This window comes from Pseudomonas sp. zbq_18 (assembly GCF_043102245.1).
Classification (GTDB): domain Bacteria; phylum Pseudomonadota; class Gammaproteobacteria; order Pseudomonadales; family Pseudomonadaceae; genus Aquipseudomonas.
Genome location: NZ_JBICIT010000017.1, coordinates 163,637 through 178,375, shown reverse-complemented (window position 1 = coordinate 178,375; position 14,739 = coordinate 163,637). Strand labels below are relative to the sequence as shown.

General features: G+C 64.1%; 20 protein-coding genes. 12 read left to right on the top strand and 8 right to left on the bottom strand.

Annotated elements, in window-relative coordinates; genetic code table 11:
* Positions 1-6 precede the first annotated feature (6 nt).
* The 9 genes from ACF8C6_RS14360 (at position 7) to ACF8C6_RS14320 (ending at position 6,802) form a co-directional block, all read left to right on the top strand.
* Positions 7-615: an RNA polymerase sigma factor gene (locus ACF8C6_RS14360; RefSeq protein ID WP_277691290.1), complete on the top strand. Its 609-nt coding sequence runs from the start codon at positions 7-9 to the stop codon at positions 613-615.
* A complete protein-coding gene (locus ACF8C6_RS14355) occupies positions 609-839 on the top strand; it encodes an anti-sigma factor family protein (protein ID WP_392499911.1) in 231 nt (76 codons plus the stop codon). Before ACF8C6_RS14360 ends, ACF8C6_RS14355 begins: the two co-directional genes overlap by 7 nt.
* Positions 840-934: 95 nt before the next feature.
* Positions 935-1,240 carry a hypothetical protein gene (locus ACF8C6_RS14350; RefSeq protein WP_392499910.1) on the top strand — a complete coding sequence of 102 codons (306 nt, stop codon included), beginning with the start codon at positions 935-937 and terminating at the stop codon, positions 1,238-1,240.
* Positions 1,241-1,248: 8 nt separating this feature from the next.
* Positions 1,249-2,073: a DUF692 domain-containing protein gene (locus ACF8C6_RS14345; protein WP_392499909.1), complete on the top strand. Its 825-nt coding sequence runs from the start codon at positions 1,249-1,251 to the stop codon at positions 2,071-2,073.
* A complete protein-coding gene (locus tag ACF8C6_RS14340; RefSeq protein WP_392499908.1) occupies positions 2,070-2,774 on the top strand; it encodes a DUF2063 domain-containing protein in 705 nt (234 codons plus the stop codon). The genes ACF8C6_RS14345 and ACF8C6_RS14340 overlap by 4 nt, the downstream gene beginning before the upstream one ends.
* A gap of 39 nt (positions 2,775-2,813) precedes the next feature.
* Positions 2,814-3,410 (top strand): DoxX family protein, encoded by a 597-nt coding sequence (locus tag ACF8C6_RS14335; protein WP_392499907.1) that lies wholly within the window; start codon positions 2,814-2,816, stop codon positions 3,408-3,410.
* 191 nt (positions 3,411-3,601) lie between these two features.
* Positions 3,602-4,897, top strand: coding sequence for an OprO/OprP family phosphate-selective porin (locus tag ACF8C6_RS14330; protein WP_277691297.1), 1,296 nt, complete (start codon positions 3,602-3,604; stop codon positions 4,895-4,897).
* Positions 4,898-4,996: 99 nt separating this feature from the next.
* Positions 4,997-6,127 (top strand): GNAT family N-acetyltransferase, encoded by a 1,131-nt coding sequence (locus tag ACF8C6_RS14325; protein ID WP_392499906.1) that lies wholly within the window; start codon positions 4,997-4,999, stop codon positions 6,125-6,127.
* Between the two features lie 168 nt (positions 6,128-6,295).
* Positions 6,296-6,802: an STM3941 family protein gene (locus tag ACF8C6_RS14320; protein ID WP_392499905.1), complete on the top strand. Its 507-nt coding sequence runs from the start codon at positions 6,296-6,298 to the stop codon at positions 6,800-6,802.
* Here the strand turns inward: ACF8C6_RS14320 and ACF8C6_RS14315 are convergent.
* From ACF8C6_RS14315 to ACF8C6_RS14305, 3 genes are read right to left on the bottom strand one after another with little or no spacing between them, the layout of a single operon-like run.
* A complete protein-coding gene (locus ACF8C6_RS14315) occupies positions 6,799-7,353 on the bottom strand; it encodes a peptidylprolyl isomerase (protein ID WP_392499904.1) in 555 nt (184 codons plus the stop codon). The two genes, ACF8C6_RS14320 and ACF8C6_RS14315, sit on opposite strands and share 4 nt — an antisense overlap.
* Positions 7,347-8,174, bottom strand: a complete 828-nt coding sequence (locus ACF8C6_RS14310; RefSeq protein ID WP_392499903.1) for an alpha/beta fold hydrolase — start codon at positions 8,172-8,174, stop codon at positions 7,347-7,349. Before ACF8C6_RS14310 ends, ACF8C6_RS14315 begins: the two co-directional genes overlap by 7 nt.
* Positions 8,175-8,184: 10 nt before the next feature.
* On the bottom strand, positions 8,185-9,111 hold the full coding sequence (locus tag ACF8C6_RS14305) for a LysR family transcriptional regulator (RefSeq protein WP_392499902.1): 927 nt from the start codon (positions 9,109-9,111) through the stop codon (positions 8,185-8,187).
* A gap of 49 nt (positions 9,112-9,160) precedes the next feature.
* Here ACF8C6_RS14305 and ACF8C6_RS14300 point away from each other — a divergent pair, with 49 nt between their 5' ends.
* Positions 9,161-9,484 carry a 3-phosphoglycerate kinase gene (locus tag ACF8C6_RS14300; protein ID WP_277691303.1) on the top strand — a complete coding sequence of 108 codons (324 nt, stop codon included), beginning with the start codon at positions 9,161-9,163 and terminating at the stop codon, positions 9,482-9,484.
* Positions 9,485-9,606: 122 nt separating this feature from the next.
* On the top strand, positions 9,607-10,206 hold the full coding sequence (locus ACF8C6_RS14295) for an FMN-dependent NADH-azoreductase (RefSeq protein ID WP_392499901.1): 600 nt from the start codon (positions 9,607-9,609) through the stop codon (positions 10,204-10,206).
* Between the two features lie 90 nt (positions 10,207-10,296).
* On the opposite strand, the gene ACF8C6_RS14290 is transcribed toward ACF8C6_RS14295, so the two are convergent.
* Complete coding sequence (locus ACF8C6_RS14290) at positions 10,297-10,923, bottom strand: LysE family translocator (RefSeq protein ID WP_392499900.1); 627 nt, start codon at positions 10,921-10,923, stop codon at positions 10,297-10,299.
* Between the two features lie 70 nt (positions 10,924-10,993).
* On the bottom strand, positions 10,994-11,821 hold the full coding sequence (locus tag ACF8C6_RS14285; RefSeq protein ID WP_392499899.1) for a helix-turn-helix domain-containing protein: 828 nt from the start codon (positions 11,819-11,821) through the stop codon (positions 10,994-10,996).
* Between the two features lie 131 nt (positions 11,822-11,952).
* Between ACF8C6_RS14285 and rarD the strand changes: the two genes are divergently transcribed.
* Positions 11,953-12,861, top strand: coding sequence for an EamA family transporter RarD (gene rarD / locus ACF8C6_RS14280; protein WP_392499898.1), 909 nt, complete (start codon positions 11,953-11,955; stop codon positions 12,859-12,861).
* 1 nt (position 12,862) lies between these two features.
* Here rarD and ACF8C6_RS14275 read toward each other — a convergent pair whose 3' ends face one another.
* The 3 genes from ACF8C6_RS14275 to ACF8C6_RS14265 all read right to left on the bottom strand — a co-directional run bounded on the left by ACF8C6_RS14275 (position 12,863) and on the right by ACF8C6_RS14265 (position 14,622).
* Positions 12,863-13,363, bottom strand: coding sequence for a dihydrofolate reductase family protein (locus ACF8C6_RS14275; protein WP_392499897.1), 501 nt, complete (start codon positions 13,361-13,363; stop codon positions 12,863-12,865).
* 74 nt (positions 13,364-13,437) lie between these two features.
* The gene (locus tag ACF8C6_RS14270) at positions 13,438-13,836 is read right to left on the bottom strand and encodes an anti-virulence regulator CigR family protein (protein WP_392499896.1); all 399 of its coding nucleotides are present in this window, start codon (positions 13,834-13,836) and stop codon (positions 13,438-13,440) included.
* Between the two features lie 132 nt (positions 13,837-13,968).
* Positions 13,969-14,622 carry a 7-cyano-7-deazaguanine/7-aminomethyl-7-deazaguanine transporter gene (locus ACF8C6_RS14265; protein WP_392499895.1) on the bottom strand — a complete coding sequence of 218 codons (654 nt, stop codon included), beginning with the start codon at positions 14,620-14,622 and terminating at the stop codon, positions 13,969-13,971.
* Positions 14,623-14,739 lie beyond the last annotated feature (117 nt).

Here is a 14,739-nt window from a genome sequence, read left to right as displayed (position 1 = left end):
CAAGGTATGTCAGGTGCTGACGGCGAACTGCTCGCACGCCTGCTGGCCGGCGAGCAGCGGGCCTTCCGCGAGCTGGTGGCGACCTACCAGGGCGCCATGCGCGCGGTGGCCTACGCCATCGTCGGCAGTCGCAATGCCGACGAAGTGGTGCAGGACGCCTGGCTGGCCGTGGTGCGTAATCTGGAAGGTTTCCAGCAGCGCTCCAGCCTCAAGACCTGGCTGCTGACCATCACCGCCAATACCGCCAAGAGCCGGCTCAAGCAGCAGCGCCGTGAGCCGCTTTTGGATGACCTGCCGGCGCCCCATGGCACCGTCGGGGGCGAGCGTTTCGCCGAGGATGGCCACTGGCAGATGCCGCCCAGTCAGTGGGAGCAGGACACTCCCGAGGCCTTGCTGGCCGAAGGTGAGCTGCGCGAGTGCCTGGAGAAAACCATTGCCAGCCTGTCCGAGCTGCAGTCCAGTGTGCTGCTGTTGCGTGAGCGCCAGGGATTGGAGCTGGAAGAGATCTGTAATCTTCTCGACATCTCGCTCTCCAATGTCCGGGTGCTTCTGCATCGCGCCCGACTCAAGGTATTTGCCACTCTGGAGCATTTCGAGGAGACCGGTCAATGTTGAGCTGTAAGGAACTGGTGGCCCATTCCAGCGACTATCTCGACGGCCAGCTGCGCCTGCGCGAGCGCATCAGCGTGCGTGCCCACTTGGCATTGTGCAGCCACTGCCGGCGTTTCATCCGCCAGCTGAAGCTGAGCCAGGCCGTGTTGCGCAAACTGCCGGAGCAGCAGATTCCCGAGCTGGATGCCCTGGCCGAGCGCCTGGCGCAGCAGCAACGCCAGCGCTGATCGAAAAAAATTCAGCGCCTGCTGTAACGTCGCACAGCCTTCTCCGTCTAGTGGGTAACGGGGCAATCAGGCCCCATGACCGACGGAGCAATCCTATGAAACAGCGCAATACCCTGATCGTCACCCTGGGCGCTGCCCTGCTGGGTACCACCCTTGCCGCCCAGGCTGACAGCAACCCCTTCGCGGCTCAGGAGCTGAACAGCGGCTACAACCTGGCGGCTCACGAAAAGGGCCACGAGGGTTCCTGTGGTGAAGGCAAGTGCGGCGGAGAAATGAAGGAGCAGGGTAAGAACGCCGAAGGCAAGTGTGGCGAAGGCAAATGCGGTGGTGAAGCCGGTGCCGACAAGGCCGCAGAGGGCAAGTGCGGCGAAGGCAAGTGTGGCGCGGACAAGGCCGAGTAAGCTCGTCCATGCTCAATCAATTTGTCGAGGGCGCGGGCCTTGGCCTGCGCCGCGGCTTGCTCGCAGCGTTGCAGGCTGACGCTGCCGAGCCGCTGGACTTTCTTGAAGTGGCCCCGGAAAACTGGATCGACGTTGGCGGCCGTTTCGGCCGCCAACTGCGCGCGTTGAGTGAGCGCACGCCTTTCCTTTGTCATGGTCTTTCACTCAACCTGGGTGGCACCGCGCCGCTCGACCTGCAGCTGCTGCTGGCCATCAAGGCTTTTCTCGACCAGCACGATGTTCGCGGCTACAGCGAGCACCTGTCGGCCTGCGCCGATGATGGACAGCTGTATGACCTGATGCCACTGCCTTTCAACGATGAGACAGTGCGTCGCGTCGCGGCGCGCATCCGTACCGTCGAGGAGGTGCTGGAGCGGCCGCTGATCATCGAGAACGTCTCGGCCTATGCCCGTCTGCCCGGCGCACTGGACGAGGTGCAGTTCGTTCGCGCGGTGCTGGAGGAGGCCGACTGCCAGCTGTTGCTGGATCTCAACAACGTCTTCGTCAATGCCCACAACTTCGGCTTCGATGCCGTCGCGTATGTGGCGGCGATGCCGAGCGAGCGTATTGCCTATCTGCACATGGCCGGGCATTTCGACGAGAGCGCCCAGCTGAAGATCGACACCCACGGCGCGCCGGTGTGCGACCCGCTGTGGGATTTGCTCAGGCACTGCTATGCCACTCATGGCGTACGTCCGACCCTGCTGGAACGCGACTTCAACTTTCCCCCTGTGACCGAGCTGTACGCCGAGGTTGCGCGCATCAGAGCGCTGCAACAGGAGGCCGGACGATGAGCCAGTCGGACCAGGCCTGTTTTGCCGCGCGCATTCGCAGCCCCGAAAGCGTGGCGCTGCTGCCGGGCATCAGCAACGAGCGCATGCGGGTCTACGAGCAGTTGTTCTTCAATAATCTGGAGGGCTTTCTGGCCAGCGGCTTTCCAGTGCTGCGCAGCCTGCTCAGCGATGAGCGCTGGCAGCGTCTGGTGCGTGCTTTCCTGGTTAGCTACCGCTGCCGTACACCCTACTTTCTGCAGATCGGCGAGGAGTTCGTCGCCTGGCTGGAGCAGGGCTTCGTCGCCGAGACGGATGATCCGGCCTTCCTGGCGGAGTTGGCGCACTACGAGCGGGTCGAACTGGCGTTGGACGTATCGACCGACGAGTTGCCCGCCTGCGGCTGGTCGCCATTGGCCTGGCCGCTGGCCTATGCCTGGCCGGTGCAGCGTTTGGGGCACGACTACCGCCCCCTCGTGCCGCCGCCTGAGCCAACCTGCCTGCTGGCCTGGCGTGACCGGGATGACCGGGTGCGTTTCCAGTTGCTGTCGGCTTTTGCCTATCACCTGGCGCTGCGTCTGCAGGCGGGTGAGCCGAGTCACGCAGCGCTACTCGATCTGGCCGAGAGCAATGGCCTGCCCGCCGACAATCACTACTTCGCCAATGCCCGGATGCTGCTGGATGAATGGCAGCGCCAGGACATCTGGTTTCCCCCGGCAACGTGAAGCCTCGTCATCAGGGACGAAGCGACTCTGGAGATCTCCATGCTGACCCTATTCAACCGCTTGCAGGACTGCCTGGATGCCACGCGCCGCGTGGACTTTATCGGCCCGTTGCTGCTGCGTCTGTACCTGGTGCCGATCTTCTGGATGGCGGGTACGCACAAGCTGGCCGACATGCCATCGACCATCGCCTGGTTCGGTAATCCGGACTGGGGGCTGGGGCTGCCGTTCCCCACGCTGCTGGCCTGGCTGGCGGCGTTGACCGAGGCGGGCGGAGCGATTCTGCTGCTGTTCGGCCTGGCCGTGCGCTGGATCAGCATTCCGCTGATCGTCACCATGCTGGTGGCCATCGCCGCCGTGCACTGGCCCTATGGCTGGCAGGCGATCGCTGACCCGTCCGCGCCCTTTGCCAATGAGCGAGTGCTGGCGTCGGCGGAGAAGATCGAGCGGGCGCGGGCGATCCTCAAGGAGCACGGCAACTACGACTGGCTGACCGCCAGCGGCAAGTTCGTGGTGCTGAACAATGGCATCGAGTTCGCCGTGACCTACCTGGTGATGCTGGTTAGCCTGTTCTTCACCGGGGCGGGGCGCTGGCTGAGCATCGACCATTGGCTGGCGCATTTCTGGCGCAAGCGCTGACTTGGTAAAAAGCGGCCAACCCGGCTGCGGCAAGGGGTTGGTTGCTTATTTCTAATAGAAGTAAAAAGTTCCTTTGTAATTAAACTTTCATGCTAAAGAAACCGGTCTGAAATAACCCCCCGCCAAGATTCCCCCCCAACACCAAGGGCCAGCGCCCAGTGTTTTCTTATGACCAATAGGGGAATCCTTCAATGATCCGTAAGCACCTTGCCGGTTTCGTCGCCAGTGCTCTGGCCCTGGCCGTTTCCGCCCAGGCTTTCGCGGGTACCGTTACGACTGACGGCGCCGACCTTGTGATCAAGACCAAAGGCGGACTGGAAGTCGGTACCACCGACAAGCAGTTCAGCTTCAAGGTCGGTGGCCGTCTGCAGGCCGACTACAGCACCTTCGATGGCTTCTACACCAAGGACGGTGATGCCGCTGATGCCGCCTACTTCCGTCGCGCTTTCCTGGAAATCGGTGGCGTGGCTTACGGCGACTGGGCTTACCAGATCAACTACGACTTCTCGCACAACGCCGGTAGCGAAGAAGATGGTTACTTCGACGAAGCCTCCATCGCCTACAACGGGTTTGCTCCGGTACAGATCAAAATGGGCCGTTTCGACCCGGAATTCGGTCTGGAAAAAGCCACCAGCTCCAAGTGGGTGACTGCCCAGGAGCGTAACGCCGCCTACGACCTGGCCAGCTGGTCCAACAGCAGCGAAAACGGTCTGGGTGTGCAGATCTCCGGCAGCGCCATGGATTCCCTGTACGGTTCCGCCGGCGTTTTCGCCAAGGACGCCAACGACGAAGATGGCGAGAGCGTCAAGCAGGTCAACCTGCGTGGCGTATTTGCCCCGCTGCACGAAGCCGGCAATGTCCTGCACTTCGGCGTGAACTACGCCCAGCGCGGCCTGGACGATACCGAAGTCGACGGTCGTATCCGCAGCCGTCTGGGCATGCGCGGTGTTTCCACCAACGGCGGCAACGATGCCGGTGACAACGGCAACCGCCTGCTGCTGGGCGGCGCTGACGCCCCCGCCGGTGCGTATGACGACGACAGCGCCTGGGCCTTCGAAGCGGCCTGGGCCATGGGGCCGTTCTCCATCCAGGGCGAATACATCAAGCGCGACCTGCAGGCTGATTCCGATGCCTTCGAAGACGTGGAAGGCGATGGCTACTACGCCCAGGTGGCCTACACCCTGACCGGCGAAGCGCGTGGCTACAAGCTCGGCAAGTTCGACAGCATCAAGCCGGCTGACAAGTCCATCGGCGCCTGGGAAGTCTTCTACCGCTACGACTCCCTGAGCGTTGAAGACAGCACCGTGGGTATCGACCCGCAAGACGACGTCGAAGGCAAGGTGCACAACGTGGGTGTCAACTGGTACGCCAACGATGCCGTCAAGCTGAGCGGCGTGTACGTCAAGTCCACCGTCGACAACCAGGAAAACGGCAACGGCGATGACGATGGCGACGGCTTCGTGGTACGCGCCCAGTACGTCTTCTAATTAAAAGCACTACAGCTGCTCCTTCCTGGCCCCGCCTCGTGCGGGGCTTTTTTGTTCCGCGATATAGTGCGGCCTGGTTTTTTGCTTGGAGCACCGTCGATGCCCTTGCTTCAGCTGCCCTCATTGCACGAAATCGCGCCTGCCGCCTGGGATGCGCTGCTATCCAGGCAGCAGCCGTTCCTGCGCCATGCCTTTCTCAGCAGCCTGGAGGACAGCGGCAGTCTGGGCGCCGGTTCGGGCTGGCAGGCGGCGCATCGCCTGATGTGCGACGAGCAGGGCAGGGCGCTGGCGGCCTTGCCGAGCTATGTGAAGCTGCACTCCTACGGCGAGTATGTGTTCGACATGGCCTGGGCCGATGCCTGCCACCGTGCCGGCATCGCCTATTACCCCAAGCTGCTCGGCGCCGTGCCCTTCAGCCCGGTGGCCGGCCCGCGTCTGCTGGGTAACGCCGTGGCCGCCGATCTGTTGCTGGCCGAGGTGGAGGCCGAGCTTGAGGCGCAGGGACTGTCAGGCCTGCATATCAATTTCACCGAGGCTGCTGATGACAGCCTGTTGGCGCAACGTGATGGCTGGCTGGCTCGCGATGGTTGCCAGTTCCACTGGTTCAACCGCGGCTACCGGGATTTCCAGGATTTTCTCGACGGGCTCACCTCGCGTAAACGCAAGCAGCTGCGCAAGGAGCGCGAACAGGTCGCCGGGCAGGGTATCGAATTCGCCTGGCGAGGCGGCGCCGAGCTGGCCGAGACGGACTGGGACTTCGTCTATGCCTGCTATGCCAATACCTATCACGTGCGCGGACGCGCGCCCTATCTGACGCGGGTGTTTTTCAGCCTGTTGGCCGAACGCATGCCCGAGGCGATCCGCGTGGTTACCGCTCACTGCCAGGGGCGCCCGGTGGCGATGGCATTCAGCCTGGTGGATGAAGATACCTTCTATGGTCGCTACTGGGGCTGCCTGGGGGATTTCGACCGTCTGCATTTTGAAACCTGCTTCTATCAGGGCATCGACTACGCCATCGCCGAGGGCCTGCAGCGTTTCGATGCCGGCGCCCAGGGCGAGCACAAACTGATACGTGGTTTCGAGCCGGTACTGACGCGCTCCTGGCATTACCTGCGGCATCCAGGCTTGCGCGCGGCGGTGGCTGACTTCCTCGATCAGGAGCGTGCGGGCGTGCAGGCTTACATGGAGGAGGCGCGTCGTCTTCTACCTTACCGTTGCGTCGAGAGCTGAGATGAACGCTGATTATCTGCCACCGCAATCGCCTGCTCAGCTGTTCAGCCGCTGCCGCAAGCGCTTCGGCCGGTCTGACCACAGCGGCCGGGGCGCACTGCCCGGCCGACAGCCAGGGTGTGGCGCGCTGGTCGAGTGGCAGCAGCGCCAGGCTGGGGGCCGTCTGATATGAGTCGCACGTTACGGCCCAGGCCCTGGAAGTGGCTGGGCATCCTGCTGTTGTGCCTGGGGTTGTGCGTGATCGCCGTGCTGATGCTGCGCGACGGGCGCGCGATGGGCTGGTTCTGCCTGGCGGTCTTCGGCCTGGGCAGCCTGATTGCCGCGCTGGCGCTGCTGCCAGGCGCCAACTACCTGCGCCTGGAGAATGAAGGCTTCACCTTCAGTTCGCTGTTCCGCGCACACTTTGTGCGCTGGGACGAGGTGGACGGCTTCGGCCTGGTTCGCGTGGCGTCGAACGACATGGTCGGCTGGCGGTATCGGGAAGGACGCCAGCCGCCGGGGCGGGGTGTGCGCCTGTCGCAGGCGCTGGCGGGCTGTCATGCGGCGTTGCCGGAAAACTACGGTCTGTCCGCCGAGGAGCTGGCACGGTGCATGGAACGGCTGCGCCTGGCTCATGCTGCTGGGGATGGCGCAGCCGCCCTGGAACTGCTGCAGTCCCAGGGCGAGCGTGCTTAGAGTTTCTTCGCGCTGAGGATCAGCACCGGCTCGGTCGGCACGTTCTGGTGCATGCCGCGGTTGCCGGTACGCACCTTGGCGATACGGTCGACCACGTCCATGCCGCGCACTACCTTGCCGAAGACGGCGTAGCCGAAGTCGCGACCGCCGTGGTTGAGGAAGTCGTTGTTCTTGTGGTTGATGAAGAACTGGCTGGTGGCCGAGTCCACTACCTGGGTGCGGGCCATGGCGATGGTGCCGCGGTCGTTGCGCAGGCCGTTGTCGGCTTCGTTCTTGATCGGCTTGAAGGTGTCCTTCTCGCGCATGTTGGCATCGAAGCCGCCGCCCTGGATCATGAAGTTGGGGATGACCCGGTGGAACTGGGTGCCGTTGTAGAAGCCGGCGTCGACGTAGCCGAGGAAGTTCTGCACGCTGATCGGTGCCTTCTCGGCGTTCAGTTCCAGTTCGATGTCGCCGTAGCTGGTGGTCAGCACGACGCGCGGGTTTTCCGCAGCCAGCAGGCTGGTGCTCAGCAGTAGGCCGCAGGCAGCGAGAAGCAGTTGTTTCAGCATGGTTGTGGGTCCTTGTTTTCGGGTTGCGGTTGGGTCTGCCTGACCTGGGCGAGGAATTCGTCCAGGGCAGCGTTGAAGCGTTGTGGCTGGTCCATCGGCGTGGCGTGACGTGAACGCTCGATCACCAGCAGGCGAGCGTTGCGCATCTCGGCCACATAGGCCTCCTTGAGGCTGACCGGGGTGTAGTCACGATCGCCGCTGATGACCAGCGTAGGACAGGTGATGCTGTGCAGGCGTTCGCGCACGCCCCAGCCGATGATGGCGTCGAGGCTGGCCAGGTAGGCGCGCTTGTCGTTCTGCGGCCAGCGCTGTTCGACCTTGGCGCGCAGCTCGGCCTGCTCGGGGTGGGGGAACAGCAGACGGGCCAGGCCCTTGGCGATGCTGTTGAGGCTGAGGACGCGCGACAGGGTCCAGCGCTTGGCCAGCATCCACCAGTCGGCGGCACTTTTGGCTTTCACCTCGGGGCCGCTGTTGACGATGGTCAGGCTGCGCAGCAGCTGCGGCTGGTCAACGCCCAGCTGGAAGCCGACCATGCCGCCCATGGAGATGCCGACCAGGTGCACCTGCTGCAGGCCCAGGTGTTCGATCAGCGCCGCTACGTCGGCGGCGAACTGGCTGATGCTGTAGCGCTCGCGCGGTTTGCCGGAGCGGCCGTGGCCACGCAGGTCGATGGCCACGACCCGGTAGTGCCGTTGCAGATGCGGGATCTGATACTCCCAGTCCTGAATGCTCGAACCCAGGCCGTGTACCAGCAGTACGGGTTCACCCTGGCCGCGGTCTTCGTAGTGCAGCTGACAGCCGGCGTGCTCGAAATAGGACATGGGGTGTTCCTCAATCCGTGGACAGTGGGGCGGCGAAAGGTGTGGCCAGCGGCGCGGCATCGAAGCTCTTGATCAGCTCGACGAGGATCTGCGTGGCCGGGCCGAGTACCTTGTCCTTGTTACTGTAGAGGCAGAAGCGTGGCTGGCGGGTGCCGCCTTGCTCCATCGGCAGGGGCTTGAGCAGACCTTCCTCCAGTTCGCGGGTGATCAGGTGGCGCGGCAGCCAGGCGAAGCCCAGGCCGCTGCAGACGAAGGTGCGGGCGGTAGGCAGGCTGCCGACCGTCCAGCGCTGCTCGGCGCCGAGCCAGCCGGAGTCGCGCGGCTGCACGCGACCGCTGTCGCGGATCACCACCTGCATCTGGCTTTCCAGGTCCTGAAAGGTGATCTCGCGCTGCATGCGGTGCAGGGCATGTTCCGGATGCGCCACGGCGATGAACTCCACCTCGCTCAGTTCAATCGGCAGGTAACCGGTGATGTTCAGCGCGCTGATGGCCAGGTCGGCCGAACCTTCATGCAGCACTTCCTCGACCCCGGACAGTACCTCCTCGCGCAGGCGCACGCGGCAACCCCGGCTTTGCGGCATGAAGGCGGTCAGCGCGCGCACGATGTTGGCGGTGGGATAGGCGGCATCCACCACCAGGCGTACTTCCGCCTCCCAGCCCTGCTCCATGTGGTGAGCCAACTCTTCCAGCTGGGTGGCCTGCTTGACCAGTTGCCGCGAGCGGCGCAGCAGCACTTCGCCGGCTTCGGTCAGTACCGCCTTGCGTCCGTCGATGCGCAGCAGCGGCGCGCCGAGCTGCTCCTGCATGCGCGCCACGGTGTAGCTCACCGACGACTGCGAGCGGTGCATGGCCTCGGCGGCCTGGGCGAAGCCGCCGTGGTCGACCACCGCCTGCAGGGTGCGCCATTGTTCCAGGGTGACACGGGGCGCTTTCATCGCCGCTTCCTCTTCTCTACTCTGGGCACCTTCAAAAAGGAGAGTGCCAATGAAAAAGACCTGCCTGGCCCTGGCCGTCACACTGCTGCCGCTGACCGCATTCGCTTATCCGAGCGAACTGGAGAAACAGCTCAATGGTGCCGAGGTATCCGCCGAAGTCCAGGAGATCGATAGCAATATCGGCGGCCTCATTCTGTACAACTACGGGCAGATGGACGCCAAGTGCAAGGCACGCTTTCGCAACGGTCCCGAGGCACCCCGTACCCGCTCGGCGGACCTGAAAGCCGGCGAGCGCAAACTGGTGACCATGAAGTTCGCCCGCAACATCATCAAGCTGCGGGTCGACCTGACCTGCGAACAGAATGGAGCCTAGGGGCGTTCATTCGACAAATCAACATTGTCGATTGTTTTGTGTTGATCTTTGCGCTTTTTTATCTCTTTGACTGACCATAACCTGACTCCATCGAAGCTAACCACTCTGATGGAGTCAGCCATATGTCCCGCATCCTCGTTATCGAAAGCAGTGCCCGCCAGGAAGGTTCCGTTTCCCGTCAGCTGACTGCCGATTTCATCGGCCAGTGGCAAGCGGCTCACCCGCAAGATCAAGTCACCGTTCGCGACCTGGCCAAGCAGCCGGTGCCGCACCTGGACGAAGCCCTGCTGGCCGGCTGGATGAAACCTGCCGACCAGCAGAGCGAGGCGGAGAAGGCCGCCGCCGCGCGCTCCAATCAGTTGACCGATGAACTGCTGGCTGCCGACGTACTGGTGCTGGCCGCGCCGATGTACAACTTCGCCATCCCCAGCACCCTCAAGTCCTGGCTGGACCATGTGCTGCGCGCCGGCGTCACCTTCAAGTACACCGAAACCGGCCCGCAGGGCCTGCTCACCGGCAAGCGCGCCTATGTGCTGACCGCCCGTGGCGGCATCTATGCCGGCAGTGGCCTGGATCACCAGGAACCCTACCTGCGTCAGGCGCTGGCCTTCATCGGTATTCACGATGTGCAGTTCATCCATGCCGAAGGCCTGAACATGGGCGCGGAGTTCTCGGAAAAGGGCCTGGCCAAGGCACGCGAGCAACTGGCTCAGGTCGCCTGATTCACCCTATCTCCCTGGGGCCGCTATGTCCGGCCCAACCTCCACGGCTCGCCTGGGTGCTCCTCCCGGTGGGCCGTTTTTTATGGGCGGTTACCCAGCATTGAGCCCCGCCCGGCCGAGTACCCCGAGTGCCAGCAGGATCAGCAACATGCCTGATACCCGCTCCAGCCACGGCAGCGCCCGATTGAAGCGGCGCAACACCCGCCGGTTGCCGATTAGCACGGCGATCAGCAGGTCCCACACCAGCACCACCGCAAACATCCACAGGCCATAGACCAGCTTCCAGCCGGCACTGGCATAGGGGCCGCTGAGCATGGCGGCGAGGCTGGCGTAGAACAGGGCGTTCTTCGGATTGAGCAGGGCCGAGAGCAGGCCCATGCCGGTGGCGCGGCACCAGCTCGCGGTACTGCCGGCAGTACCTGTCAGCGTCAGCTCACTGCGTTCGGCGTGGCGAATGAACAGCACGCCCAGGTACAGCAGGTAGCCACAGCCGGCCAGTTGCAGGGCGAGGAACCAAGGGCTATCGGCCTTTAGCGCGCCCGTGCCGAGGAACGCCAGCAGGATGAACAGGCCATTACCCAGAGCAATGCCCAGGCAGGCGCCAGTGGCGATGCGCCAGCCATGGGCCAGAGAACTGCGGGCGATCAGAAAGAAATCGGGGCCCGGAGAAAGCAGGGCGAGGAAGTGGGCGGCGGCGATCAGGAGAAAAACGTGCATGGCGAGGCTTCTGGCAGGGTTTGCCGCAGTCTGCCGAGGTGCCTGTGCCGGGTATTGAAGGAAATTGCGACTAGGCGCGATAGCGTCCGGGCGTCACGCCGGTATGCGCCTTGAATACCCGTTGGAGATGCGCCTGGTCGGCGAAGCCCAGGTCCTGGGCAACGGTGGCGATATCCGCGCCGGCGCGCATGTGCTCGCGGGCCAGGTTGATGCGCTGGTTCAGTTGCCAGGCGTGCGGCGTCAAACCGGTGCTGCGGCGAAAGGCACGTATCAGCTGATAGCGGCTCATGCCGGCCAGGCTGGCCAACTCGTCCAGCGGTACGTCCGCGCCTGGCGTCTTGGCCAAGCGCCGCAGGGCAGGTTGCAAGCGTTCGCGGCTGACGTTGTCCGGCAATGGCAGGTGGATGCCGGCGAGGTGAGTGAGATCCTGATCACCGATGAACTCGATCAGCGCCGTTTCCTTTTCGGCAGTGTCCGCGGTGGAAAACAGCACGTCGTTGAGCCGGCAGAACTGCCGGTACAGCCCAGACTCGTCGAGGATGCGGATGGGTTCGTCGGTCAGGGTTGTGGCGTATTCCGCACGAGTGGCCTGTAGCCAGGCGGCGTCCAGGTGCAGCATCTGGTAGCTCCATGAGGCGTCTGGAGCCGGATTGCAAGCATGCACGCGGCTGGCCGGCACGAACACCAGCATGCCGGGATGCAGGGCGATGGGCTGTTCGCCAGCGCCGCTGAACACGCTGCGTCCGGCATCCACCGCGCCGATGGAGAAGGTCGGGTGGCTGTGTGCGCGGTAGCAGGCGCGGCTATGGCAGGCGCGGCGGCTTTCGACGAAAGGCAGTGCCGGGTCGCGCCAAAAAGCCTGCTGCTGGTGCGACTCGCGGGTGTTTATACGCGGCATCTCGACGGCTCCTGACGGTGGACGGGGAGTGTAACGCAGGCTGTATGGCCAATCCGCTGGCTGACTGTGTTTGAAATACTGAACGCACTGTGTTGCCATAGCCGCCTTTCCTCTTGGTGTCGGAGGCTGCCGTGCAGCTGTCGGGTCGTGGTGTGGGGCTGTCAGTGACGGCCTCGGTGCTGTTCGTGCTGATTCCCGGCTATGTCCTGTGGCTGCAGCCACTGGATGGCTTGCAGGTGTTCGCCCAGCGGATTCTCTGGTCGATCCCGGCCGTTTTGTTGCTGGTGCTGCTGAGCCGGCAGTTCGGCGTGCTGGCAGAGAGCTTTGCCCGCCTGCGCCGCGAGCCACTGCTGCTGGCTGCTTTGCCGCTGGCCGCCGCGCTGATGGGCGTGCAGTGGTACCTGTTCGTCTGGGCGCCATTGGCCGGGCGCATGCTGGATGTCTCGTTGGGCTACTTCCTCCTGCCGCTGGCCATGGTGTTGTGCGGGCGCGTGTTCTATGGCGAACGCCTGCGCCCGCTGCAGAGCCTCGCCGTGGGCTGTGCGCTAATCGGGGTGCTGCACGAGCTGTGGCTGACCCGTGCCTTCTCCTGGGTGACGCTGGTGGCGGCGCTGGGGTATCCGCCGTATTTCATGCTGCGCCGCTGGATGCGCCTGGACGCGCTGTCCGGCTTCGTGCTGGAAATGCTGGTGCTGGCGCCATTGGCGATCTGGCTGATCATGCGTTTCAGCCCTCCCGAGGTCTTCACCCTGCAACCTCAGCTGTGGTGGCTGCTGCCGGGCCTCGGCCTGCTCAGCGCACTGGCCTTCGGCGCCATGATGGCGGCCAGCCGCCTGCTGCCGCTGGGGCTGTTCGGCATTCTCAGTTATGTGGAGCCGGTCTTGCTGTTCGGCGTGGCGGTGGTGGTGCTGGGCGAGGCTTTTGATGTGCGTCAGTTGTGGACTTACGGGCCGATCTGGCTGGCGATCGTGCTGACCGGCTGGGACAGTGTGCGCCTGTTGCGCAAGCAGGCCAGGCAGGGCGTGGTTGTTACTCCGTGAACTACTGCGGCTCGGGCAAGACCCGGTAGTGCAGGTGAATGCCGCCGCCGTTGATCTTGTAGGTATCGATTAGCTGCAGCTGGCGTTCCATGCCGCCGGCGAACAGCGGTACGCCCGCGCCCAACAGGTGCGGCATCAGCCGGACCACCAGTTCGTCCAGTAGGCCGGCGGCGGAGCAGTTGCCGGCCAGGCTGCTGCCGCCGAGCAGGCGTACTCGCCGGCAACCGAGCGCGGCCAGTTCGTCGAGGGCTGCGCTGGGGGTGCAATGCCGGGCGCGTACCTGCTCCGGCGGGTGTGTGGGGCGGTGGCGGGTCAACAGCAGGGTGGGCTTTTTCGGTAGCGGCCAGTACGCGCTGAGGGCGTCATAAGTGGCGCGGCCCAGCAGCAGACCGTCGCAGGCAATGGCTTCGTCATCACCGGCCAGCCAGTCGCTGCTGCCGTCCGGGCGGGCAATGTAGCCGTCCAGGCTGGCGGCTACGCAATAGATCAGCGTCGGTTTCATGGGCCCCCGTGATGGCCTGTGGACAGTGGCCGTCACGGGTTGGAGTCGAGGTGGCGGGTTGAAGTTTCCGCCGCTCAGTCGAGGACGTTATCCAGAATCTCGTAGATCAGGCCAGTGGCCAGGGTTACCAGTACCACGTCGGTGCCGACCTGGCGCCATTCGTAGCCGTCGTAGTGCGGCAGCTTGCCCAGCAGGCGGTTGTCGAAGCGTTTGGCGATGCCCGGTGGCAGCGGCTTGCCGCGTGCCAGGTTCTTGCGGATGCCGGGCGGCAGTGACTGCGTCGGGCCGATCAGGTCGCGGTTATCGCCGAGCACCACGCGTACCCGGCCGATATCGATGCTCGGCCCACGTAGATCGACGGTCACGTCCGGCTCGCCACCGTGCTTGTCGTGTTTGTCATGCTTGGGGGCGGCCTGTGCGGATAGCGTAGGCAGGGCGAGCAGGCCGGCGAGGACGAAAGGCACAATGCGCATGGTCAACTCCTGAGTTGTGTGCACTTGGATGCGTGCAGACGCGTGTGGTTCCCCGCTCAGTATGGACGAGCCCTGAGGGTCGGCGTACTGACGACTGCCGTCGAGCGCCGGATTCAGGGCGGGGTCAGCGTCTCAGGCGACTGCACCACGGCGCCCGTCGAGCAGGCGCAGGATGGCGTTGAGCAGCATGCCGTATAGCGGTACGAACAACATCAGGCTGATGGCCAGCTTGACGCCGTAGTCCACCGTGGCGATTTCCACCCAGTGCTCGGCCATGAAGGGGTTTTCGCTGCGCCAGAAGGCCACCGAGAAGAAGGCGAAGGTATCCAGCAGGTTGCCCAGCACAGTGGAAGCGACCGGGGCGATCCACCACTGGCGTAACTGGCGCAGGCGGTCGAACACCTGGATATCCAGTACCTGACCGAGCACATAGGCGAGGAAGCTGGCCACCGATATGCGCAGAACAAACTCGTTGTACTCGGTGAGCGCACCCAGACCGCGGAATGCGCCTTCCTGGAACACTACCGATACCACGTAGGAGGCGACCAGCGCCGGGATCATGACCCGGGCGATCACCTGGCGCGCCGGGCGCTTGCCGAGCAGGCGTACGGTCAGGTCGGTGGCGAGGAAGATGAACGGGAAGCTGAACGCGCCCCAGGTGGTATGCCAGCCGAACAGGGTGATCGGCAGCTGCACCAGGTAGTTGCTGGCGATGATGATCAGGATGTGGAAGGCAATCAGCGCCGGGAGGGCGAAGCGCGGACGAGAAGCGGCGAGCGGCGGCATGGCACGGACCTTTTTAGTGAATGGGGTTAGGGAACCCATGCCCACGGGATGCAGGGCGGCGCGCATTCTAACTACGGGGTCAGCTTTGTGCAAATGTTGTACAGCTGTGGACGCCGA